This window comes from Vibrio sp. V03_P4A6T147 (genome assembly GCF_002241085.1).
GTDB classification, from domain to species: domain Bacteria; phylum Pseudomonadota; class Gammaproteobacteria; order Enterobacterales; family Vibrionaceae; genus Vibrio; species Vibrio anguillarum.
This window is the reverse complement of sequence record NZ_NDIO01000306.1, coordinates 1-4,071: the sequence shown is the minus strand read 5'-3', so window position 1 is coordinate 4,071 and position 4,071 is coordinate 1. Positions and strand designations below refer to the sequence as shown.

Genomic DNA, 4,071 nt, shown 5'->3' with positions numbered 1-4,071 from the left:
ATGAACTATATGCGTAGTACTGCTCATCAGTATCATTGAAATCATGATCTATAGGTAAAATAGATTGAAAGTAACTTTCCTTTGCCATAGGGTCCAAGGCAATTAGAACTGATGCTCTTTGACTTTTAGTCAAGCATGCATGCATTGTGTCATTATCTTTATCATAAAATACTTTCCACATCCCATTCACCATTCGAGAGGTTTGCTCTCTATTTAACTCGACCATCATCTGATATGCGAACGTAGATTTAACCCACGGATCTGGGGCTTTTGGAGGGACAAAGCTCGGAGTTGTCGTCGATTTCTCACAGACAGTTAAACACTCCGAAAGCACTAAGCAATTAACAGCATCCGTATAATCTTCATATAAACGATCGCTCTCATCAATTTTAAATGACATATGAGCAGACATAAACGTAAACATTTCTGCAGCTTGTGGATGTAACGCCTCTGGTACTTCAAGTCTCTCTCGTTTAAAAATATCCCCTAATATAGATTCATAGCTATCAACAACGTTCTGACTTACATCTAACAAAGACTCATTAAATTGTACACTTTCGTATCTTTTCATATATCCACTTAAAAATTGTATAACGCCCGGCTAAGGGGTTGACGACGCATAGCCGAACTCAAAAAACACACTATAAACACTGAATTTCAATTTTGTACTAAAGCCGCCACGCGTTGGCAATCCCTCTTGAGCCGTTTGTTATGCTTGTGCTCAAGTAAACTGTAGAACTAGACAACCAATTAATGCGGGTAAACCTGCAATAAAGAGAACCAAGCCTGTTTGGTAGTTAGCTCGATAATGCTCAACTTGCTCTTCTTCAAAATCATGTCCCTTTACCATTTTGTATACTTTATCGGTAACCGGATCATCTAATCGTGTCGTTTTGCTGTGTATACCACCTTCCCACATTAACTTTGCTAAAAGCCAAATAACAATCACGACAAAAAACAAAAAATCAGCTGGCCGCGTTGTAGCAAAAAGAGGAACATAATTAGATAAAGCGAAAACAATCAAAAAGGCCACTATATTGATTAAAAAGACTTTTCTCATCAATTCGGTCAATTTTTACTCCTAGAGCATAACGCCCGGCTAAGGGGTTGACAACGCACCGCCGAACTCAAAAAACACATTGTAAACACTGAACTTCAATTTTGCACCAAAGCCGCCACGCGTTGGCAATCCCTCTTGAGCCGTTTGTTATGCTTCTTGGATTCAAAAAAAACACGACCATAATCACACAAATGCAAACTCAATAGATATGCAATCAATTTTATACTAAGTTATCTATGTCAGCCAATTGAGAATACATTTGCCATTGGCGCTGTTGACCAAATATTAACCTACTTATGATAAAGGAACTAACAATGTTAAAAGCTGGCACAAAAGTCAAAATCAAACTCTCAACTCACGACGGAAAGAGCTTTGGATTTCTAGCTCTGGGGTCAGGAAAAAACAAAGACTATTTCCTTGGCTCTGCTACCGAGGAAGATGCTACTGTTTTTGTTCTTGAAAAGTACAAGAAAACTAGTGACATATTTTATTATCGAGTTGATGGGACTAAAGAAACCTATCTGGATGAACACACAAGAAATGGAGTCGTGTTCCCAGAAAAACCCTTTGTCTCTGTTGACGCTAGTTCGATACATGCTTGGCAACTAAATGACGAAGAGCATCTTGAGGCCGTTTACTCTTCACATGGCACAACAGAAGTACTAGCTGAACCTCACAACAAAGATCAAGTAAACATTAGGGAACATCACCCGAATGCAGTGTTCTGCAACTTCGAAAATACCTCGTTTCCATATAAAGTAGAAATTCTCGAACAGTAGTTTTTCCAACCTGTAATAAGGCTGTTAAAACAGCCTTATTACTCCATTTGTGAGCTAAAGATGCATAACGCCCGCCTAAGGGGCTGGCAACGCAGTACCACTAAACTCAATCACAACAACTGTAACCACCGCGGCTCATTGGGACTGGAAACGCCACGCGTTGACAGTCCCTCTTGAGGCGTTTGTTAGCATTCTTGTCAAAGATTAGCGCTCATAAGTGAAGCGATAACCTGTGAGTTTGTATCATCTTTGGAAGACAAGCCTTCAACAACACCCTGTTGATTTATCTCTGGATGATTCTGGCTTAATTTCCATTGACCACTGAGTGACTCTACCTCAATTTCAACACCTACTACCGCAGGCAACATTTTATGAATGTATCCCTCCGGCGCATCTGACATTGACCACGGCACCGATTGCCCTTGCTCATGTTCCGATGTTAACTGATCGAGAACCTCCAATATCCATTGCGGTTCGTGAATAAACCGAATTTTTCCCTTCACATGCACCACAATATAATTCCATGTCGGTACAGCCTTACCATTCTCTTTCTTAGTCGGATAGTAACTGGGAGATACATAGCTATTTGGACCGTTAAAAATCACCAGAACCTCAGATGCTGGATTAGCGGTTTGCCAAACTGAATTGACCTTAGCTATGTGCCCCTTTAAACGTAACTTACCGTCCAACTCTATTAAAGATAAAGGAAGATGATTAGCCTCGATTGCTGAATTTGAAGAGGTAATGACTGTTGCGAATGGATATTCACGCATCAGATTGACAAGTACATCAATATTATCTTGCTTAAACTTCCCTGGAATGTGCAAACTTTTCTCCTTGAATGCTAACGCCTTGTTAAGGGGTGAGCAACGCAATACCGATGCCACCGCATACCGCCTTAAACACTAAAACCAACGCATAGTAAAAATGCCACGCGTTGCGAATCCCTCTTGAACAATTTGTTATGCAGATTCTACCCACTTTCGATAAAAGTCTACATTAAGCAACTTCGAAACTAACGTGTTGAAGTCATAGCTATTACCGTATTTTCTTGCCACATCTTCGAAGACTAAGTGACGACATTTGGAAGAGACATTCGGAAAGCCGTTTACTTCCCACTTAGAATGAACTTGTTTCCTTGAGATAAGAGCCCATTCTTTGGTTAGCAGATATCGATGGCCTTCATATGTTACTGACAAATCGTGTCCATCACATTGTTCAGGAAGCTGTCGCTCAATGACTGAAATCATACTACCCGAAACCCTAGAACCACTATGAGAGGTTTTACATGGGTGAAGGAAACGGTCATCAAAGGTTTTCTGTGCTAACCGATCTAAACCTAGCTTTGCTTCAATAGGGAAACAGGTTTTTGAATGTACATCCAAAATGCAGATATCAACTTTGTGTACGCCATCGAATATCAAATCGGAGCACGGGTCTAGCCTAATTTCAGGAACAGCTATGAACTCGTCAAACGAAAGCGCTAAAACTTCCTTCAGGAAAGAGTGAACCTCATCTGAGTTGTTAATAAGCTCGCATACTAGGGCTTCCCCGATATGGTTTAGCTGAATCATATTTTCTCCATCTGCATAACGCCCGGCTAAGGGGTTGACAACGCACCGCCGGACTTAAAAAACACACTTAAACACTGAACTTCAATTTTTCACTAAAATCGCCAAGCGTTGGCAATCCCTCTTGAGCCGTTTGTTATACCGTGATCCGATGCACATTGTAGGAACTTCTTTATCAATTGCCATAGTGCCGTATAATCGCGGCCAAATTACACCACAACAATCCATCAGTGAGTTGCAAATGTCCAAACTATTTTTCAAAGGTCGAATCGATGCTAGACAAAACCACGTCATTTCAGGCTACAACGTAAATCGTGATGTAAAAGCAGGCACTGACGAGGCGCCAATCAATGTTGTCGTCCCAACCGAGGCTCGTAAAGCAGAGATAGAAATATTACTTTCTGAGCACTCAATAGTGGCTGATATTGTCATTGACTCAAAGCAACCAGAGAACACTGTTGAGCTTGATACGCTATTAAACAAACCTAAAACGATTACCTATGACAAAACACCAAACCGTAATGAACCGTGCATTTGCGGAAGCGGGAAAAAGTATAAAAAGTGCTGTGCTTAAACCCTCGATAATTACGTCCAAAGCCGTCTTCTGACGGTTTTTTTATAAACTAGAAACTATACGATGCTCTGCGCGTAAGTTAAAACG

At 40.7% G+C, this 4,071-nt stretch carries 6 protein-coding genes; 2 read left to right on the top strand and 4 right to left on the bottom strand.

Annotation, left to right across the window (positions count from 1 at the left end):
- Both B9J84_RS11985 and B9J84_RS11980 read right to left on the bottom strand, forming a co-directional pair.
- A partial coding sequence (locus tag B9J84_RS11985) for a hypothetical protein (protein WP_143698862.1) occupies positions 1–571 on the bottom strand: 571 nt, incomplete at its 3' end.
- 150 nt (positions 572–721) lie between these two features.
- A complete protein-coding gene (locus tag B9J84_RS11980; RefSeq protein ID WP_370685859.1) occupies positions 722–1,060 on the bottom strand; it encodes a hypothetical protein in 339 nt (112 codons plus the stop codon).
- A 314-nt stretch (positions 1,061–1,374) separates the two neighbouring features.
- Between B9J84_RS11980 and B9J84_RS11975 the strand changes: the two genes are divergently transcribed.
- Positions 1,375–1,839 carry a hypothetical protein gene (locus tag B9J84_RS11975; protein WP_088729596.1) on the top strand — a complete coding sequence of 155 codons (465 nt, stop codon included), beginning with the start codon at positions 1,375–1,377 and terminating at the stop codon, positions 1,837–1,839.
- Between the two features lie 197 nt (positions 1,840–2,036).
- Here B9J84_RS11975 and B9J84_RS11970 read toward each other — a convergent pair whose 3' ends face one another.
- Both B9J84_RS11970 and B9J84_RS11960 read right to left on the bottom strand, forming a co-directional pair.
- A complete protein-coding gene (locus B9J84_RS11970) occupies positions 2,037–2,726 on the bottom strand; it encodes an FMN-binding negative transcriptional regulator (protein WP_404207188.1) in 690 nt (229 codons plus the stop codon).
- 75 nt (positions 2,727–2,801) lie between these two features.
- Positions 2,802–3,413 (bottom strand): hypothetical protein, encoded by a 612-nt coding sequence (locus tag B9J84_RS11960; protein WP_094124216.1) that lies wholly within the window; start codon positions 3,411–3,413, stop codon positions 2,802–2,804.
- A gap of 238 nt (positions 3,414–3,651) precedes the next feature.
- On the opposite strand from B9J84_RS11960, the gene B9J84_RS11955 reads away from it, so the two are divergent.
- Positions 3,652–3,984, top strand: coding sequence for a PBPRA1643 family SWIM/SEC-C metal-binding motif protein (locus tag B9J84_RS11955; RefSeq protein WP_069573255.1), 333 nt, complete (start codon positions 3,652–3,654; stop codon positions 3,982–3,984).
- The last annotated feature ends 87 nt before the right edge of the window (positions 3,985–4,071 follow it).